General features: G+C 64.6%; 17 protein-coding genes. 9 read left to right on the top strand and 8 right to left on the bottom strand.

The genetic code is table 11. The features are described from left to right. Positions 1 to 70: 70 nt before the first annotated feature. Genes panB through MXAZACID_RS07320 form a run of 4 tightly spaced genes read right to left on the bottom strand, consistent with a single transcriptional unit; the run spans position 71 to position 3,404 of the window. Positions 71 to 847 carry a 3-methyl-2-oxobutanoate hydroxymethyltransferase gene (gene panB / locus MXAZACID_RS07335; protein ID WP_008493586.1) on the bottom strand — a complete coding sequence of 259 codons (777 nt, stop codon included), beginning with the start codon at positions 845 to 847 and terminating at the stop codon, positions 71 to 73. A gap of 21 nt (positions 848 to 868) precedes the next feature. Then, entirely contained in the window at positions 869 to 1,372 is a 504-nt protein-coding gene (locus MXAZACID_RS07330; protein ID WP_008493585.1) for a CinA family protein, read from the bottom strand. Beyond that, on the bottom strand, positions 1,369 to 1,830 hold the full coding sequence (locus tag MXAZACID_RS07325; RefSeq protein WP_051060227.1) for a phosphatidylglycerophosphatase A: 462 nt from the start codon (positions 1,828 to 1,830) through the stop codon (positions 1,369 to 1,371). The genes MXAZACID_RS07330 and MXAZACID_RS07325 overlap by 4 nt, the downstream gene beginning before the upstream one ends. Continuing rightward, positions 1,812 to 3,404: a lytic transglycosylase domain-containing protein gene (locus MXAZACID_RS07320; RefSeq protein WP_008493582.1), complete on the bottom strand. Its 1,593-nt coding sequence runs from the start codon at positions 3,402 to 3,404 to the stop codon at positions 1,812 to 1,814. Before MXAZACID_RS07320 ends, MXAZACID_RS07325 begins: the two co-directional genes overlap by 19 nt. Before the next feature lie 232 nt (positions 3,405 to 3,636). Between MXAZACID_RS07320 and dapA the strand changes: the two genes are divergently transcribed. Continuing rightward, entirely contained in the window at positions 3,637 to 4,515 is an 879-nt protein-coding gene (gene dapA / locus MXAZACID_RS07315; RefSeq protein ID WP_008493580.1) for a 4-hydroxy-tetrahydrodipicolinate synthase, read from the top strand. A gap of 7 nt (positions 4,516 to 4,522) precedes the next feature. Continuing rightward, on the top strand, positions 4,523 to 5,005 hold the full coding sequence (gene smpB / locus MXAZACID_RS07310; RefSeq protein ID WP_008493579.1) for an SsrA-binding protein SmpB: 483 nt from the start codon (positions 4,523 to 4,525) through the stop codon (positions 5,003 to 5,005). 232 nt (positions 5,006 to 5,237) lie between these two features. Here smpB and MXAZACID_RS07305 read toward each other — a convergent pair whose 3' ends face one another. Both MXAZACID_RS07305 and MXAZACID_RS07300 read right to left on the bottom strand, forming a co-directional pair. After that, the gene (locus MXAZACID_RS07305) at positions 5,238 to 5,876 is read right to left on the bottom strand and encodes a uracil-DNA glycosylase (RefSeq protein WP_008493578.1); all 639 of its coding nucleotides are present in this window, start codon (positions 5,874 to 5,876) and stop codon (positions 5,238 to 5,240) included. 5 nt (positions 5,877 to 5,881) lie between these two features. Then, a complete protein-coding gene (locus MXAZACID_RS07300; RefSeq protein WP_008493577.1) occupies positions 5,882 to 6,451 on the bottom strand; it encodes an NYN domain-containing protein in 570 nt (189 codons plus the stop codon). A 121-nt stretch (positions 6,452 to 6,572) separates the two neighbouring features. On the opposite strand from MXAZACID_RS07300, the gene folK reads away from it, so the two are divergent. From folK to MXAZACID_RS07275, 5 genes are all read left to right on the top strand, one after another. Beyond that, positions 6,573 to 7,079 carry a 2-amino-4-hydroxy-6-hydroxymethyldihydropteridine diphosphokinase gene (folK, locus tag MXAZACID_RS07295; protein WP_008493576.1) on the top strand — a complete coding sequence of 169 codons (507 nt, stop codon included), beginning with the start codon at positions 6,573 to 6,575 and terminating at the stop codon, positions 7,077 to 7,079. A gap of 74 nt (positions 7,080 to 7,153) precedes the next feature. Beyond that, positions 7,154 to 7,567 (top strand): DNA-directed RNA polymerase subunit omega, encoded by a 414-nt coding sequence (gene rpoZ, locus MXAZACID_RS07290; protein WP_026439432.1) that lies wholly within the window; start codon positions 7,154 to 7,156, stop codon positions 7,565 to 7,567. A 4-nt stretch (positions 7,568 to 7,571) separates the two neighbouring features. Further along, positions 7,572 to 9,836 (top strand): bifunctional (p)ppGpp synthetase/guanosine-3',5'-bis(diphosphate) 3'-pyrophosphohydrolase, encoded by a 2,265-nt coding sequence (locus tag MXAZACID_RS07285; protein WP_051060225.1) that lies wholly within the window; start codon positions 7,572 to 7,574, stop codon positions 9,834 to 9,836. Then, positions 9,836 to 10,240 carry a holo-ACP synthase gene (gene acpS / locus MXAZACID_RS07280; protein WP_008493572.1) on the top strand — a complete coding sequence of 135 codons (405 nt, stop codon included), beginning with the start codon at positions 9,836 to 9,838 and terminating at the stop codon, positions 10,238 to 10,240. The genes MXAZACID_RS07285 and acpS overlap by 1 nt, the downstream gene beginning before the upstream one ends. 119 nt (positions 10,241 to 10,359) lie before the next feature. Further along, positions 10,360 to 10,971 carry a flavin reductase family protein gene (locus MXAZACID_RS07275; protein ID WP_008493571.1) on the top strand — a complete coding sequence of 204 codons (612 nt, stop codon included), beginning with the start codon at positions 10,360 to 10,362 and terminating at the stop codon, positions 10,969 to 10,971. Positions 10,972 to 11,005: 34 nt separating this feature from the next. On the opposite strand, the gene MXAZACID_RS07270 is transcribed toward MXAZACID_RS07275, so the two are convergent. Both MXAZACID_RS07270 and MXAZACID_RS07265 read right to left on the bottom strand, forming a co-directional pair. Further along, positions 11,006 to 11,341, bottom strand: a complete 336-nt coding sequence (locus MXAZACID_RS07270) for a DUF952 domain-containing protein (protein ID WP_008493570.1) — start codon at positions 11,339 to 11,341, stop codon at positions 11,006 to 11,008. Then, positions 11,338 to 12,369, bottom strand: coding sequence for a hypothetical protein (locus MXAZACID_RS07265; protein WP_008493569.1), 1,032 nt, complete (start codon positions 12,367 to 12,369; stop codon positions 11,338 to 11,340). The genes MXAZACID_RS07270 and MXAZACID_RS07265 overlap by 4 nt, the downstream gene beginning before the upstream one ends. Before the next feature lie 259 nt (positions 12,370 to 12,628). Here MXAZACID_RS07265 and MXAZACID_RS07260 point away from each other — a divergent pair, with 259 nt between their 5' ends. Together MXAZACID_RS07260 and MXAZACID_RS07255 are read left to right on the top strand one after the other, a co-directional pair. Continuing rightward, the gene (locus MXAZACID_RS07260) at positions 12,629 to 13,951 is read left to right on the top strand and encodes an aspartate aminotransferase family protein (protein WP_039884777.1); all 1,323 of its coding nucleotides are present in this window, start codon (positions 12,629 to 12,631) and stop codon (positions 13,949 to 13,951) included. Between the two features lie 259 nt (positions 13,952 to 14,210). Continuing rightward, positions 14,211 to 15,644: an NAD-dependent succinate-semialdehyde dehydrogenase gene (locus MXAZACID_RS07255; RefSeq protein WP_008493566.1), complete on the top strand. Its 1,434-nt coding sequence runs from the start codon at positions 14,211 to 14,213 to the stop codon at positions 15,642 to 15,644. Positions 15,645 to 15,717: the final 73 nt, after the last annotated feature.

Below are 15,717 nucleotides of genomic sequence, written 5' to 3'. Positions count from 1 at the left end.
TTCCAAGGGCCTCTCGGCCCTTGGCGGGGGGTCAGGGGGCAGAGCCCCCTGGGAGCACCCGGCCCCCCCCTCAAGCCGGAAACTGGGACTCCCGGACCTCCCGGACATATTCGGCCAGGGCGGTGGTGATGAGCTGGGCGCCGTCCAGGTAGCGTTTGGCGAAGGCGGGGGCGCGTCCGGGGGTGAGGCCGAGTATGTCGTGGAAGACGAGCACCTGGCCGTCCGTGCCGGGTCCGGCGCCGATGCCGATGGTGGGGACGCGCAGTTTGGCGGTGATTTCGGCGGCGAGTTCGGCCGGGATGGCTTCCATCAGCACCATGCGTGCGCCGGCATCTTCCAGGGCGAGGGCGTCTTCCAGCAGCTGGGCGGCGGCTTCGGGGGTTTTGCCCTGGCGTTTGAAGCCGCCCATCTGGCGGACATGCTGCGGGGTGAGGCCGATATGGGCGCAGACCGGCACGGCACGGCGCGAGAGGAAGGCGACGGTCTCGACCATCGGCGCGCCGCCTTCGAGTTTGACGATCTGCGCGCCGGCTTTCAGCAGCCGCGCCGAGGCGGCGAAGGCCTGGGCTGGGCTTTCCTCGAAGCTGCCGAAAGGCAGGTCCGCCATCACCAGCGTGTTGGTTGCGGCACGGGCGACGATTTCGGTGTGGTAGAGCATCTGCTCCAGGGTCACGCGCAGCGTATCCGCCTCGCCGCCGACCATCATGCCCAGCGAATCGCCTACCAGCACCGCATCCACCCCGGCGGCCTCGGCCAGCCTGGCGGCGGTGACGTCATAGGCGGTGACCATGGTCATTTTGCGCTGTTCGCGCTTCGCCTTGTCCCAGGCGCTAAGCGTTTTGCTCATTCTTCATCTCCCCCGCCTGCGTCAGCAGGCTGAATTGTCCCCGCCTGCGTCAGCAGGCTGAATCGTACCCGCCTGCGCCAGCAGGCTGATGGCGAAGGCCACCGCCTGGGCGCGGATTTCGTCGCGCTCGCCATGGAAGCGCTGATGGTGGGCCATGCTGCCATTGCGTCCGGCAATGCCGAACCACACCGTGCCAACGGGCTTTTCGATGCTGCCGCCATCCGGCCCGGCGATGCCGGTGACGGAGACGGCATAATCGGCCTCCGCCAGCCGCCGCGCGCCTTCCGCCATGGCCCGGGCGACCGGCGCGGAGACCGCGCCATTGGCGGCCAGCATCGCCTCCGGCACCCCCAGCATCTGGGTTTTCGCCGCATTGGCGTAGGTGACGAAGCCGTGGGTGAACACCGCGGAGGAGCCCGGAACGGCGGTGATCGCCCCCGCCACCAGCCCGCCAGTGCAGCTCTCGGCCGTGGCCAGGCGCAGCTTTTTGGCGCGGTAGAGTTCCACCAAGGCGGCCGCGCTCATAGCGGTGAGACCAGATGCAGCGCCAGCATCACCAGCCAGGCCATCAGCCCGGCGATGATGTCGTCGCCCATGATGCCGTACTCGTCCTTGCGCCGATCCGCCCAGGCGACCGGGCCGGGCTTCCAGATATCGAACAGCCGGAACAGCCCGAACGCGATCAGCGCGCCCCAGATGGTCACCTCATAGAGCGCCAGCAGCGGGATCATCAGCCCGGCGATCTCGTCGATGACGATCCAGCCCGGATCGCTGGCGGCTTCCGGCATCCGCCCGATCGCCAGCAGCCCGAGGCCGATGGCCACGATAATCCCGGCCAGCAAAGCCAGATGCCCGGCCTGGAGCAGCGCGCAGCCAATGGCGAGGCCCACCAGCGAACCGAACGTGCCCGGTGCCTTCGGCGCCAGGCCGGACCCGAAGCCCGAGGCCACGAAGCGGGAGAGGTTCATTTCTGCGTCAGCCATTTCGCCACCGGCGAGACCGCCTCGCCATTCAGCAGCGCGCCATAGATGGTGATATTCTCGGAGACGCGCTGCACGTAATTGCGGGTCTCGTTGAAGGGGATCAGCTCCAGCCAGTCCAGCATATTCGCTCCACCCGGGTTGCTGCCCAGCTCCGGGTCGCCATTTTCGCCCAGCCAGCGGGCGACATTGCCCGGCCCAGCATTATAGGCGGCGATGGCCAGCGGCAGGCAGGTGCCGAAATTATTCACCTCCTGGCTCAGATAGGCCGCCCCCAGCGCCATATTCTGGCTGGGGTCGAACAGATTGTCGGCGGGCAGGCCGTAGCGCCGGCCGGTGAGCCGGGCGGTGGAGGGCAGCAGCTGCATCAGCCCCACCGCACCGGCGCCGGAGACCACGCTGGGGTTGAAGCTGCTCTCCTGGCGCATGATGCCGAGCGAGACGGCAGGCGGCAGGGCGGAGGCGGGCGGCTGATAGGGGATCGGCCAGCCCTCGCGCACCAGCATCTGCCCGGAAATCCCCGCCAGCCGGGCGATGGCGACGGAGGATTGCGGAAAGCCCAGCGCCAGCGCCAGCCGCGCCGCCAGCATGCGGTTGCGGTCATCCACCGCCGTCTGCCCGGCGCGGGTGAGGAAGATGGCGGCGTCATGTGCATCGCCCATCTGCATCAGCAGCACGCCGGCGCGGGGCAGCTCGCCCAGGCCGAAATCCAGCGCGTCCTGCATGGTAAAGCCCGGCTCCGGCACGGCTTTGATCCGCGCCGCCAGCTGCTGCGGGCTCTCGCCCAGCGCCAGGGCGGCGAGCTGGCCGTAGAAGGTGGTGGGGTAATTCGCCGCACGGGCGTAATCCTGCGCCGCCTGCGCGCCGCTCTCGCTGCGACCCAGCCAGTAATAGGCCCGGGCCTGGGTGATGACAGCGGTGGAGGAGGAGGCGAGGTTCTGGAACCAGGTCGCGGCCTCCTGCGGCTGGTTGAGGAAGCGCAGCAGGATGAAGCCGGCCAGGAAGTCCCGGTCGGCGATCTGCTCGCGCGCCGTGCTGCCGGCAATCGGCGGATCGACCGCGATGACGACCTGATACGCGTCCTTGGCGTCGTTCTCCTGCAGCAAAGCGCGGGCGAGGCTATTCTGCGCCGGCCAGAACATCAGCTGCTGCCCGGCATCGGCGGCGGCCATGGCGCTCTTGCCCTGCGCCTGCCAGAGCGAAGCCGCCTGCTGGTCCTGCCCGGCCGCGTGCAAGGCCTCCACCTGGGTGATGAAATCCGGTGTCATCTCCGGCGTGGCGGGCTGATAAAGCCCCGATGCCTGTTGCTCGCGCAGCGCCAGCAGCCCTTGCTCGGGCCAGTCCGGGTTCTGCTTGATGAAGGCGGCGATCTCATCCGCGCTGGCGCCGCCCGAGGAGGTCATGCGGAAGAACGTGACCAGCTTTTCCACCAGCGGGTCGCCGGTGGCGGCCGCCAGCTGGTCCGCCTGGGAGAAATTGCCCGCATGGACATCCTCCATGATCTGCGGGCTCGCGGCGGTTTGCGCCAGCGCACAGGCCGGCATCAGGAGCAGAGGCAAGACGGCCAGAAACTTCATGAGCCCTCTCTAGAGCAACATCCGATCAAACGGTATCGTTTGAGCGGATAAAGTTGCGCGCTCAAACAAAAAGCTGGCGCGTCGTTCGCGGTCCAATGCGACCGCACGACGCGCCAGCAGCGCTGGCAGCGCGGGCCAAACCTTACCGCAGCGCGCTTGCCCCGGCCCGCGGAGGCGATTAGGTGAATGAACGGACAAAACGCCTTCTCCAAACGCCTTCCAAGGACCAGCAATGTTTCACGGCTCATTCACCGCCCTCGTGACTCCGATGCACGAGGATGGGCGCATCGACGAAGAGGCCTATATGCGCCTCATCGAGTGGCAGATCGCCGAGGGCACTGACGGCATCGTGCCCGTCGGCACCACCGGCGAATCCCCGACGCTGAGCCATGATGAGCATAAACGCGTGGTCGAGCTGGCGGTGAAAACCGCCAAGGGCCGGGTGCCGGTGATGGCCGGCGCGGGGTCCAATTCCACCGCCGAGGCGATCGGCCTGGCCCGCCATGCCGAGCAGGCCGGGGCGGATGCGATCCTGGTCGTCACCCCCTATTACAACAAGCCGACCCAGGAAGGGCTGTACCAGCATTTCAAGGCCATCGCCGAGTCGATGGCGCTGCCGGTGTTCATCTATAACATCCCCGGCCGTTCGGTGATCGACATGTCGGTGGAGACGATGGCGCGGCTGGCGCAGATCAAGAACATCGTCGGGGTGAAGGATGCCACCGCCAATTTGACCCGGCCGCTGCACACCGCGCGCGCCTGCGGCCCGGATTTCGTGCAGTTCTCCGGCGAGGACCATACCATCCTGGCCTTCATGGCCTCGGGCGGGCATGGCTGCATCTCGGTGACCGCCAATGTGGCGCCGCGTTTATGCGCGCAGATGCATGATGCCTGGGCCAAGGGCGATTTCAAGGCGGCGATGGAGATCCAGAACCGGCTGGTGCCGCTGCATGATGCGATGTTCGCCGAGAGCAATCCCGGCCCGGTGAAATATGCCGCCTCGCTGCTGGGCTATGGCGCCAACCATGTGCGCCTGCCGCTGGCCCCGGTTTCTGAGGCTACGGCGCAGCGCATGCAGGCGGCGATGCGGGATGTTGGCCTGCTGAATTGAGACGAGCTTGAGCAAGGACGCGAAAAAGAACCCCTTCATCTCGCACGGCATCGCCGCGCAGAACCGCAAGGCGCGGCATGACTACAAGATCCTCTCCACGCTGGAGGCGGGGATCGTGCTGCGCGGGGTGGAGGTGAAATCGCTGCGGCTCGGCCGCGCCCAGCTCACCGAGGCCTGGGCCGGCGAGCGCGATGGCGAGCTTTATCTGTTCAACATGTATATCCCTGAATATCAGGGCGGGGTGCTGTCGCGCTTCGAGACGCGCGGGATGCGCAAGCTGCTGGTCAAGCGCAATCAGCGCCAGCAGCTCTTCCACGCCATCGCCCGCGAGCGCCAGACTTTGGTGCCGCTGGACGTGTTCTTCAATGATCGCGGCCTGGCGAAAGTGACCATCGGCATCGCCGAGGGCAAGCAGAAGGCCGATAAGCGCCACGCCGCCGCCGAGCGCGACTGGCAGCGCGACAAGGCCAGGTTGTTGAGAAATAGGTAAGTTTGGTGGGCTGTCCCAGATAAGTTTCAGGCTTGTACCTTCAATGCCTTGAAGGATCACCATTATTTCGATCATTGCAGGGTTTCGCCTTTTGCCCGTGGCGTCAAGGGCGCGCGGCGTCGCCGCGCGTCGCCGAAGGCGAGTAAACCCCTTGACGCCACGGGCAAAAGGCGAAGAGACTCGGGATCGACATAATGGCCAGATGAATGAAGATCTGGGACAGCCCTAATTTTTACGGCCCCAGCAAAGCCCTGATGCCGGCGACGATCTCCTCGAACATCGCCTCGGTGATGCGCCCGGTATTCACGTTATATTGCGAGGTGTGGAAGCTGTCCGCCAGCACCAGCCCGCCGGGCAGCTCGTGCTGCGCGCCATGGCGGAATTTATAGGCGCCCGGCTTCAGCTTCAGCCCTTGCAGGATCGATTCATGCGCCTTCTGGCCGATCGCCAGCAGCACGCGCAGCTTCGGCATCGCCGCGATCTCGGCGGCGAGATAAGGCAGGCAATGGTTTTTGTCCGAGGTTTCCAGCTTATGCTGGGGCGGGGCGCAGCGCACCGCGTTGGTCACCCGGCAATCCACCAGGCTCATCCCGTCATCCGGTCGCTCCTGGAACACGCCCTTGGCGAAGCCGAACTTGCCCAGCACGGGGTAGAGCAGCCGCCCCGCCACATCGCCGGTGAAAGGCCTGCCGGTGCGGTTGGCGCCATTCACGCCCGGCGCCTGGCCGACGACCAGCAGCCGCGCCTCAAGCGGGCCAAAGCTCGGCACCGGGGCGTTGAACCAGTCCGGATGCAGCCCCCGATACTCTTCCCGATAAGCGACCAAACGCGGGCAGAGCGGGCAGTCGCGCCCCGGCAGATGCGGCTGCATCGCGCTCACGGCTCGTCCTCACGCTCGCCCCGCGCGCGCGGCTCCTGCGGGCGGCGGGCGAAATGCTGCACGATGTCCGACAATTCGATGAACTGGTCGGCCTGCCGGCGCAGCTCATCGGCGATCATTGGCGGACTGGTGCGGATGGAGGAGACCACCGTCACCCGTACGCCCTTGCGCTGCACCGCCTCCACCAGCCGGCGGAAATCCGAATCGCCGGAGAACAAAACCGCATGGTCGAGCGAGCTCGCCAGCTCCAACATGTCGATCGCCAGCTCGATATCCATATTGCCCTTGATCCGCCGCCGGCCCAGCGCATCCGTGAATTCCTTCGCCGGCTTGGTCACCAGCGCATAGCCATTATAGGCCAGCCAGTCGGTCAAAGGTTTGAGGGGCGAATATTCTTCCGTTTCAAGCAAGGCGGAGTAATAATAGGCTCGTAACAAATTCGACTTGCCTTCAAAGAAATCTAACAATTTGCGGTAGTCGATCTCAAATCCGAGGCTACGGGTCGCCGCGTAGAGATTGGCGCCATCGATGAATAAAGCCGTCCGCTCCTGGTCTGAAAATCTCACATCAAATTCCTTCCCGTTCGCCGGGGTTATAGGGGGTGCACAAATATAGTATAAATGTTAGGAAAGCACGCCATTCGAGTGCCCATTTGGGGAGTTTAGCCGCGTTGACCCTCGTCAGTCCATGATCCTGATCGCGATCGGCGCCAATCTTCCGGCCGAAGATGGGCGCTCGCCCTTGCAGCTCTGCACGGCGGCGGCGGCGGCGGTTCGTGCACTTCCCGGCTTGTCGTTCGTGGCTTTATCGACATGGTATCGGAGCGCTGCGATTCCGGCTTCCAGCCAGCCGGATTATTGCAATGGCATGATCCGCATGAGCGGCGAGACCGACCCGGCGGTTTTGCTGCGCCAGCTACAGGAGATCGAGACGCAATTCGGCCGGGTGCGCTCGGTGCCCAATGCGGCGCGCACCTTGGACCTTGATATCATTGACATTGCTGGCCAGATCCGGACCGCGCCGGACCCGATATTGCCGCATCCGAGGATGCATCTGCGCGCCTTCGTGCTGCGCCCGCTGCTGGATGTGAACTCCTCCTGGCGGCATCCTGTGTTCAAGCGCAGCGTCACCACCTTGCTGGCCGAGCTTCCCCCGCAGCAGATCGAACCCTGGCATGCCGAGCCGTCCGTATAATCCGATTGACCTTGCCTCCCTGCCGCGCCTGCGGTAAGGCACTCTTTCATTTTCTGCCTTGGAGCGTACCCCGTATGGCCCGCGTAACTGTCGAAGACTGCGTTTTGAAGGTGCCGAACCGCTTTGAGCTGGTTCTGCTCGCGGCGCAGCGTGCCCGCAATATCAGCCGCGGCGAGCAGCTGACCATTGACCGGGACAATGACAAGAATCCGGTGGTGGCGCTGCGCGAGATCGCCGATGAGACGGTGGAGCTGCCGCATCTGGAGCAGGATCTGATCAAATCCCTCTCGCGCGTGCCCGAGCCGGAGCCGGTGGATGAAGAGGTGATGGATCTGATCCCGACCGATCAGAACATCTTCGGCCTGCAGGATGTCTCCGCCGAGGAAGAGGCCGCCGCCATGGCTGCCGAGGGCGAGGACATCATGTCCGCCGAGGATATCCAGGCCGCGATCGAGGCGGAGCTCGGCGGCAAGTCCTCGCGCCGCTGACACCATGCTGCGGACAGGCTGCTGGCGTTTGAGCCTGGTCCGCGCCCCTGAGGGGCTCAGCGGCGCGTCGCCCAGCTTTCATCCCGAACTCGCGGGATTGCTGTCGCGGATCGCCGCTTATGATTCCAAGGCCGACCCGGCGCTGATCGACGAGGCCTACGGCGTCGCCGAACTGGCCCATGCCGACCAGAAGCGCGATAATGGCGAGCCCTATGTCACCCACCCGCTGGCGGTGGCGGGCATTCTCGCCAGCTACAAGCTGGACGCCGCCTCCATCATCACCGCCTTGCTGCATGATACGGTGGAGGATACCAGCATCACGCTGGCGGAGCTGCAGAAGCGCTTCGGCGCGGAAATCGCCGCCTTGGTGGACGGCGTCACCAAGCTGACAAGGCTGGAGCTGCAATCGGACCGGACCAAGCAGGCGGAGAATTTCCGCAAGCTGGTGCTGGCGATGAGCAAGGATATCCGGGTTCTCATCGTCAAGCTCGCGGACCGGCTGCATAATATGCGCACGCTGGGCGCGGTCTCTGCCGCACACCGGCGTGTGCGCATCGCCCGCGAGACGATGGATATCTACGCCCCCCTGGCCGAGCGCATCGGCATGGAGGCGGTGAAGACCGAGCTGCAGAACCGCTCTTTCGCCGAGATCGAACCGGAAGCCTACGACACCATCCAGACCCGCCTGAATTATCTGCGCGGGCAGGGGGCGGATGTCATCGAGGAGGTCCGCCAGGAGCTGACCCGCGTCTGCAAGGAGGCCGGGGTGAGCGTGGTGGAACTCTCCGGGCGTGAGAAATCGCCTTTCTCCATCTGGCAGAAAATGAAGCGGCAGAATGTCAGCTTCGAGCAGCTCTCGGACATCATGGCGTTTCGCATCATCGTGCCTTCGCGCGCGGAATGCTATGTGGCGCTCGGCGCTATCCATGCCGCCTACCCGGTGATCGCCGGGCGGTTCAAGGATTACATCTCCACGCCGAAGAGCAATGGCTACCAGTCGCTGCATACCGGGGTGACGCTGCGCCAGCCGCGCAACCAGAAAATCGAAATCCAGATCCGCACCCCGGACATGCAGGCGGTGGCGGAAGCCGGTGTCGCCGCGCACTGGCTCTATAAACAGAGCGACGCCTCGGCCGCCGACGTCAAGCAGTTCGGCTGGGTCAAGGACCTGCTGGAAATTCTCGAAAACTCCGCCGCACCGGATGAGTTTCTCGAAAACACCAAGCTTGAGCTCTATCAGGACCAGGTGTTCTGCTTCACGCCGAAGGGCCAGCTGATCCAGCTGCCGCGCGGCGCCACCTCGGTCGATTTCGCCTACGCGGTGCACAGCCAGATCGGCGATAGCTGTGTCGGCGCGCGCATCAACGGCAAGCTGATGCCGCTGCGCTATGAGCTGCAGAATGGCGATCAGGTGGAAATCCTCACCGCGCGCGGCGGCACGCCGAGCCCGGCCTGGGAGCGCTTCGTCACCACCGGCAAGGCGCGCGCGCGCATCCGCCGCTTCCTCGCCCAGCAGATGCGCGACCAGCATCGGGATTCCGGCAAATCCCTGCTGATGAAGGCCTTCCGCCAGGACGGCGTCGACGGCTCCGAAAAAGTGCTGGAGCCGGTTGCGAAGACGTTGAAACAGGCGAGCGTCGATGATCTCTATGTGGCGGTGGCGACGGGGCTGATCGGGCCGAAGGATGTGGTCCACGCCGCCTATCCGGAGCTGAAGGAAGTGCGCGCCCCGCGCATGATGCCGGCCTTCATGGGCGGCGCGCTTTCCGCCCGTTCGCCGCGCACCACCAGTCGCGGCGATGCCGGCAGCCCGATCACCGGGCTCGTCGCCGGAATGGATGTACATTATGCCGGCTGCTGCCACCCGCTGCCGGGCGACAAGATCGTCGGCATCGTCACCACCGGCAAGCCGATCACCATCCATGCCAAGGATTGCGCGCAGCTCGAACAATTCAACGCCACACCTGAGCGTTTCATCGATGTCGACTGGAACGAGGAGGCGCTGAGCCGGATGGAGGCGCGGGCGCGCAACTTCACCGGCCGGGTGAGTGTGATCGCCAGCAACAGCCCCGGCGCGCTGGCCTCGCTCACCAACGCCGTGGCGAAGCAGGAGGGGGCCATCTCCAATCTGAAAATCGTGCATCGCCAGCAGGATTTCTTCGAGGCGCTGGTGGATATCGAGGTGCGCGACACCCGCCATCTCAACCAGGTGGTGGCGGGGCTGCGGGCGGCCGCCGGCATCGCCCAGGTGGAGCGGGCGCGCAACTGATGATCATCGGTCTGGGCTCGGATATCTGCGATATCCGCCGCATCGAGCAGGTGCTGGAAAAGCATGGCGAGCGCTTCACGCAACGGGTGTTCTCTGAGCTGGAGCGTAAGCGTAGCGAACGCCGGGCGCATTTCCGCGCCCCCAGCTACGCCAAGCGCTTCGCCGCCAAGGAGGCCTGCGCCAAGGCGCTCGGCACCGGGTTTTCGCGCGGCGTGTTCATGTCGGATCTGCGGGTGGTCAATCTGCCCTCCGGCCAGCCGACGATGGAGCTGCATGGCGACGCGCTGGCGCGGCTGCGGGCGCTGACCCCGCCGGGGATGAAGCCCAGCATCTTCGTGTCGCTGACGGATGAATATCCTTATGCCTACGCGCAGGTGATTATTTCGGCGGCGCCGGAGGGGTAAAAAACGCCCCACTTACGTTCGGGGTGTTGGCAGCGTGGTTGCCATCGCCCGGGCGTTTTTCGCAGCTTTTTAGAAAAAAGCTGCAACCAAAAACTTTTGGTTTTTTAAGGGAGAGGCGTGTGAAGCATTTTTATGAACCGAAGGCCGGCCATGGGCTGGCGCATGATCCGTTCAATGCCATCATCGGGCCGCGCCCCATCGGCTGGGTCTCCACCAAGGGTGCGGATGGCAGCGTCAATCTCGCGCCCTACAGCTTCTTCAACGCTTTCTGCTACACCCCGCCGATCATCGGCTTCTCCAGCACCACCCGCAAGGACAGCCTGCGCAATATCGAGGAAACCGGCGAGTTCGTCTGGAACCTCGCCAACCGTGCCCTGGCCGAGCAGATGAATGAAAGCTGCGCCGCTGTGCCCTACGGCACCGATGAGTTCACTCTGGCGAAGCTGGAAAAAGCCCCGGCGAAACTGGTGGCGCCGCCGATGGTCGCCGCCGCCATGGTGAATTTCGAATGCAAACTCTCCGAGATCGTCACGCTGAAAAGCGCTGATGGCGTGCCCAGCGGCGCCTATCTGGTGCTGGGCGAGGTCGTCGCCGTGCATATCGACCAGAGCCTGCTGAAGGACGGCGTCTTCGACACTTTCAATGCCGGTATCATCCTGCGCGCCGGCGGCCCCTCCGCCTACGCGGAAATCCGCCCGGACAGCCGCTTCGACATGAAGCGCCCGGCCTGAAGCGTGGGGGCTTTTTCCAAAAAGCCCCCACGCTTCAAGGCAACAAAGCCCGTCCTTGCGCATCCCGGCTCAGCGCCGTGGAGGCGCTGACATGGCGCATCTCCAGCCGGCCATAGAAATGCGGAAACAGCGCGCCGCCGCGTGAAACCTCCCAGCGCAGCGCTTCGCCCAGCGGTGCCAGCGGCACGGCGGCGATCACCAGCCCATCCTGCCCGGCAAAATGCTTGGCCAGCGTCTCATCCAGCTGCGCCGCCGTGGAGAGATGGATATAGCCATCCGCCACATCCACCGGTGCGCCCTCGAAGCGGCCCGCCTGCAAGGCCGCGAATTGCGGCGCGGTCAAAATCTTATAGGCTGTCTCGTCTGTCATTTGGATTGCGCCGCCGGTTCATCGAGGCGGTGGATATTCAGGCAGGTCAGTGTCTGAGTCAAAACCGTGTAGCCGATCTGCCCGAACGTCACCGGCGCGACCGCCGGCAGGTGGCGGCGCATCTCGGCGGTCAGATGCCGCAGGCTGCCGATACATAAGGCGGACAGCACGGCACCGGCCAGATCGAGATCGCGCGCGGCGCGGGCAAAGGCGGCCTCATAGGCCGGCAAGGGCTCGGCGAAGCGGTACATCAGGCCGGGATCGAGCGGGCAGAGAAACTCGACCGCCTCCTGCGCCGCGCCGGGGTTGAGAATGGTGTTATTGACGAGGGCGCCATCCCGGTCGGCGATCAGCGGCAACCCCGGATCGGCCACGGCCTGGTCGAGAAACGCGCGCAGCCGCATCGTCTCGCCGCCGATCCGGCACAGCCCGGCGCTGGCATAGCCGCGATCCGGAAACACGATGCCCGGGCCAGCGCCGACGCCGAACGGGTTGATCACGCTCAGCTCCGGATAAAGCTCGTTCGGCAAGGTGACATAGAGCAGCGCCGCGCGGTCATCATGCGGGGTGCCATTGCCGCAGAAGATCTTCGGTGTGCTTTGCCCCAGCGCCTCCAATGCCACGCCGCTCACCCAGCCGGTCAGCGGCGCGTTATATAAGCCGTCCCAATCCAGCATGCTGGTGGCGACGCGCTCCAGCAGGGCGCTGCGCCCGGGCAGCAGCAGCACCGCGAAGCCATGCGGCGGATAGAAGGTGCTGAGATGCGGCAGCTCCGTCTCGTCGAAGGCGAACAAGGCGGCATGCCGGGCGATGCCGGTGAGATCGGTATAAATCAGCCGCCCCTGCGCGGGCCCCACCCCGTCCGGCAACAGGAACCAGGCGGTCGTCCCGCCGATCCATCGCCCCGCCGGCAGCTGGGACAGGGTTGCCTCCTCCCCGGCGACGATCAAGACATGCCCCGCCTCGATCAGCCGCGACACGTCCTTTGGGGTGGCCACGGCGCGGCTGCCAGCTAAACTATCGATCATTGCCACGCGTCTGTCGCAGAAATAAGATTTTCCAAATAGATATAGCCTCGTTTCTGGCTTTCTAAGTCTGCGTGCAACGTAAAAAAAGTAACAAAACCGTGCGTTGTTAATCTGTACCACAGCAACAAAGCCGACAACTTACAAATGCATGGCCGCCGCGTCTTTTTCTCATGCCTGGCGGTCCCCGGGGCGGAAGAAAACGCTTTGCAAGACTGTTTAAAATTGTAAACTGACCGCAAATCTACCGGAGTGATTGGCAATGAGCGCCGCGACCCGCCCAAGCAACGTCCCCCTTATCCATCACTGGATGCCCTTCACCGCGAACCGGCAGTTCCAGGAGCAGCCGCGCCTCATCGCCCGGGCCGAGGGTGTTTATTATTATAATACGCGTGGGGAAAAACTGCTGGATGGCTCCTCGGGCCTCTATTGCATCCCGCTCGGCCATGGGCGGCGCGAGATTCGCGAGGCGGTGGCCAAGCAGATGGAGGAGCTGGATTACGCGCCACCCTTCCAATATGGCGTGCCGACCGCCTTCCGCCTCGCCACCGAGGTGGCGCAACTGCTCCCCGATGGCATCAACCGCGTCTTCTTCGCCGGCTCCGGCTCCGAGGCCGCGGATACCGCGCTGAAAATGGCGCTGGCCTATCACCGTGCGCGGGGCGAGGCGCAGCGTGTGCGCTTCATCGGCCGCGAGCGCGGCTATCATGGCGTGAATCTGGGCGGCATGTCGGTCGGCGGCATGGTCGCCAACCGCAAGGCCTTCGGCACCGGTCTGCCCGGCGTTTCGCATCTGCGCCACACCCGTATTCAGGAAAACATGTTCGAGATGGGCGAGGGCACGCATGGCGCCGACCTCGCCGACGATCTGGAGCGGTTCGTCAATCTGCACGGGGCGGATACCATCGCCGCCTGCATCGTCGAGCCGATCGCCGGCTCCACCGGCATTCTGGTGCCGCCGAAGGGCTACCTGAAACGCCTGCGCGAGCTGTGCACCAAGCATGGCATCCTGCTGATCTTCGATGAGGTGATCACCGGCTTCGGGCGCACCGGCGAGGCTTTTGCCTCGCAGACCTTCGGCGTCACCCCGGACATCATCACCATGGCCAAGGCGCTGACCAACGGCTCCATCCCGATGGCGGCGGTGGCGGTGAAGGATGAGGTGCAGCAGGCGATCTTCGATTCGTCGCCGGAAAACAGCATCGAGCTGTTCCACGGCTATACCTATTCCGCCCATCCCGCCGCCTGCGCCGCCGGCCTGGCGACGCTGAAGATCTATCGCGAGGAAGGCACGTTCGACCGGGTGAAATCCCTGGCCCCGGCCTTCCTGGAGCAGATCGGCAGCTTCAAGGGCATGGAGGGGGTGGTGGATACGCGCGGTTACGGGCTGCTCGGCGCGGTCGAGCTGGCGCCGCAGGGCAAGCCGGGCGAGCGCGGCTTCAAGATTCTCTGCAAGGCCTTCGAGCAGGGGCTGGTGCTGCGCTCGGCCGGTGACAGCCTGGTGCTGGCGCCGCCCTTTGCCGCCACGGCCGAGCAGATCAATGAGATGACCGACATCATGCGCAAGCTGGTGAAGGAAAACTGAGAGGCGGAATGAAGATAATGCCCTGAAAAAACTGGCAAAAGTTTTTGGGGGTGTGGGGAGTTTTTTCAAAAACTCCCCACGTCTTTCCGCCCCTTTTTTGAAAAAAAGGGCGGCCCCAAAAAACTTTTGATTATTTTCAGCAGATCTTTGAACCAGGAAAACCGCGCCGGGAGGCAGGTTTTCAAAATCCAGCGATGACATCCAAGCCCCGGGCCGCCATATGCGGTCCGGGTTTGTTTACAACTCCGGAGGAGCAAGAATGTATCAGGACGTATTGCTGCATATTGGCGGCAAATGGCGCGCGGCGGAGGGCAACAAGACCCTCGAGATTCTGAACCCGGCGACCGAAGAGGTGATCGGCAAGCTGGCCCATGCCAGCAAGGCGGATCTGGACGAGGCGCTGGACTGGGCGGCCAAGGGCTTTGCCGTGTGGCGCAAGATGTCGGCGTTCGAGCGCGGCAAAATTCTGCGCAAGACGGCGGATATTCTGCGCGAGCGCACGCCTGAAATCGCCAAGCTGATGACCCAGGAGCAGGGCAAGCCGCTGGCGGAAGCCAAGACCGAGCTGACGGTTTCGGCGGATGTGATCGACTGGTTCGCCGAGGAAGGCCGCCGCGCCTATGGCCGTGTCATTCCCGCCCGCACCCCGGGCGTGTACCAGCTTTCCGTGCGTGAGCCGGTGGGCGTGGTTGCCGGCTTCACCCCGTGGAATTTCCCGGTCAGCCAGGCGGTGCGCAAAATTTCCGCGGCGCTGGCGGCGGGCTGCGCCTTCATCCTGAAAGGCCCGGAGGAAACCCCGGCCAGCTGTGCCGAGCTGGTGCGCGCCTATGTGGATGCCGGCGTGCCGACCGGCGTGGTGCAGATCATCTTTGGCGTGCCGGCGGAGATCTCCGAACATCTGATCCCGCACCCGACCGTGAGGAAAATCTCCTTCACCGGCTCCACCCCGGTTGGCAAGCATCTGGCGGCTCTGGCCGGCAAGCATATGAAGCGCGTGACCATGGAGCTGGGCGGCCATGCCCCGGCGATCGTGTTCGACGATGCGGATCTCGACCAGGCCGCGACGGTGCTGGCCGCCGCCAAGTTCCGCAATGCCGGCCAGGTCTGCGTGGCGCCGACCCGCTTCCTGATCCAGCAGGGTGCCTATGAGCCGTTCCTGGAGAAGTTCATCGGCAAGGTGCAGGCGATCAAGCTCGGCAACGGCCTGGATGAAGGCACCACGATGGGCCCGCTCGCCAATGACCGCCGTGTGAGCGCGATGGAGAGCATCATCGCCGACGCCGTCTCCAAGGGCGCGAAGGTGCGCACTGGCGGCAAGCGCGCCGGCAACAAGGGCTATTTCTTCGAGCCGACGGTGCTGACCGATGTCACGCTGGAGGCCAAGGTGATGAATGAGGAGCCGTTCGGCCCGCTGGCGGCGTTCATGCCCTTCGCCACTTATGACGAGGTGGTGGCCGAGGCGAACCGTCTGGACTATGGCCTGGCCTCCTATGCCTTCACCCGCAATACCCGTCAGGCGGCGGCTTTGGGCGCGGATATCGAAGCCGGCATGGTGACGATCAACCATAACGGCCTGGCCATGCCGGAAACCCCGTTCGGTGGCGTGAAGGATTCCGGCTATGGCTCCGAAGGCGGCGCCGAGGGGCTGGAGCCTTATCTGGTCACCAAATTCGTGACCCAGGCCGGCGCCTAAGGCGTCAGCCTAAAGTTATAAAAGTTTTTGGGGGTTTGGGGTGTTTTTTCAAAAACACCCCAAGAAAGAAGTG

Source organism: Acidocella sp. MX-AZ02 (assembly GCF_000306035.1).
In the GTDB taxonomy this organism is placed as follows: domain Bacteria; phylum Pseudomonadota; class Alphaproteobacteria; order Acetobacterales; family Acetobacteraceae; genus Acidocella; species Acidocella facilis.
This window is presented reverse-complemented; position numbering and strand designations above follow the sequence as displayed.

Excerpts from the sequence above, each read along its gene's own strand:
- panB (WP_008493586.1), bottom strand. The coding sequence starts at position 847 with ATGAGCAAAACGCTTAGCGCCTGGGACAAGGCGAAGCGCGAACAGCGC.
- MXAZACID_RS07330 (WP_008493585.1), bottom strand. The coding sequence starts at position 1,372 with ATGAGCGCGGCCGCCTTGGTGGAACTCTACCGCGCCAAAAAGCTGCGC.
- MXAZACID_RS07325 (WP_051060227.1), bottom strand. The coding sequence starts at position 1,830 with ATGGCTGACGCAGAAATGAACCTCTCCCGCTTCGTGGCCTCGGGCTTC.
- MXAZACID_RS07320 (WP_008493582.1), bottom strand. The coding sequence starts at position 3,404 with ATGAAGTTTCTGGCCGTCTTGCCTCTGCTCCTGATGCCGGCCTGTGCG.
- dapA (WP_008493580.1), top strand. The coding sequence starts at position 3,637 with ATGTTTCACGGCTCATTCACCGCCCTCGTGACTCCGATGCACGAGGAT.
- MXAZACID_RS07305 (WP_008493578.1), bottom strand. The coding sequence starts at position 5,876 with ATGCAGCCGCATCTGCCGGGGCGCGACTGCCCGCTCTGCCCGCGTTTG.
- folK (WP_008493576.1), top strand. The coding sequence starts at position 6,573 with ATGATCCTGATCGCGATCGGCGCCAATCTTCCGGCCGAAGATGGGCGC.
- rpoZ (WP_026439432.1), top strand. The coding sequence starts at position 7,154 with ATGGCCCGCGTAACTGTCGAAGACTGCGTTTTGAAGGTGCCGAACCGC.
- MXAZACID_RS07285 (WP_051060225.1), top strand. The coding sequence starts at position 7,572 with ATGCTGCGGACAGGCTGCTGGCGTTTGAGCCTGGTCCGCGCCCCTGAG.
- acpS (WP_008493572.1), top strand. The coding sequence starts at position 9,836 with ATGATCATCGGTCTGGGCTCGGATATCTGCGATATCCGCCGCATCGAG.
- MXAZACID_RS07270 (WP_008493570.1), bottom strand. The coding sequence starts at position 11,341 with ATGACAGACGAGACAGCCTATAAGATTTTGACCGCGCCGCAATTCGCG.
- MXAZACID_RS07265 (WP_008493569.1), bottom strand. The coding sequence starts at position 12,369 with ATGATCGATAGTTTAGCTGGCAGCCGCGCCGTGGCCACCCCAAAGGAC.
- MXAZACID_RS07260 (WP_039884777.1), top strand. The coding sequence starts at position 12,629 with ATGAGCGCCGCGACCCGCCCAAGCAACGTCCCCCTTATCCATCACTGG.
- MXAZACID_RS07255 (WP_008493566.1), top strand. The coding sequence starts at position 14,211 with ATGTATCAGGACGTATTGCTGCATATTGGCGGCAAATGGCGCGCGGCG.